Below are 814 nucleotides of genomic sequence, written 5' to 3'. Positions count from 1 at the left end.
GACTCGGCCGCCAGGCTGTAATGCCCATAGCGCTCGACTTCGTCGCGGAACGGCCTGATCATCTGGCTATGGCAGAGGTAGCAGCCCTCGCGCACATAGATGTTGCGGCCGGCGAGCTCGAGCGGCGAATAGGGCCGCATGCCTTCGACTTTCTCGATCGTATTGTCGAGATAGAAGAGCGGCGCGATCTCGACTATCCCGCCGACCGTCACCACCAGAAGGGAGCCCACGAGAAGAAGCGTGGCGTTCTTCTCGATCACGGCATGTTTGTCCATCAAGCCCATTTTCTGGCTCCTTATTCGGCAGGCTGGAGGGCGGGAACAGGATCCGGCATCGGTTGCTCCTCGCGCTGGTAGCCGAGGATCGTCATCGCGATGTTCCACGCCATGATCAGCATTCCGGCGAGATACATCGCGCCGCCCAGAGCGCGCATGACATAATAGGGATGCATGGCGGCGACGGTCTCGGCGAAGGAGTAGACCAGGAAACCCTGCTCGTCGTATTCGCGCCACATCAGGCCCTGCATGACGCCGGAGACCCACATCACCGCGGCGTAAACGACGATCCCAAGCGTCGCCAGCCAGAAGTGCCAGTTGACGAGCCGCAGTGAATAAAGCCGGTCGCGGTTCCATAACTTCGGGACCATGAAATAGATCGCGCCGAACGAGATCATGCCAACCCATCCGAGCGCGCCGGAATGGACGTGACCGATGGTCCAGTCGGTGTAGTGCGAGAGCGAGTTGACGGCCTTGATTGACATCATCGGGCCTTCGAAGGTCGACATCCCGTAGAAGGCGATGGCCATGACCATCAT

The 814-nt window shown here is 60.1% G+C and carries 2 protein-coding genes; both read right to left on the bottom strand.

Annotation, left to right across the window (positions count from 1 at the left end):
- On the bottom strand, nt 1-284 hold a 284-nt coding region (locus tag AC0L2P_RS32175), incomplete at its 3' end, for a cbb3-type cytochrome c oxidase subunit II (RefSeq protein ID WP_473507242.1).
- Nucleotides 285-295: 11 nt separating this feature from the next.
- Nucleotides 296-814: cbb3-type cytochrome c oxidase subunit I (locus AC0L2P_RS32170; protein WP_473507241.1), on the bottom strand; the 519-nt coding region annotated here is incomplete at its 5' end.

Source organism: Mesorhizobium sp. WSM4836 (assembly GCF_055811815.1).
Note: the sequence above shows the minus strand (reverse complement) of the source record. Positions and strands in the feature narration are given on the sequence as shown.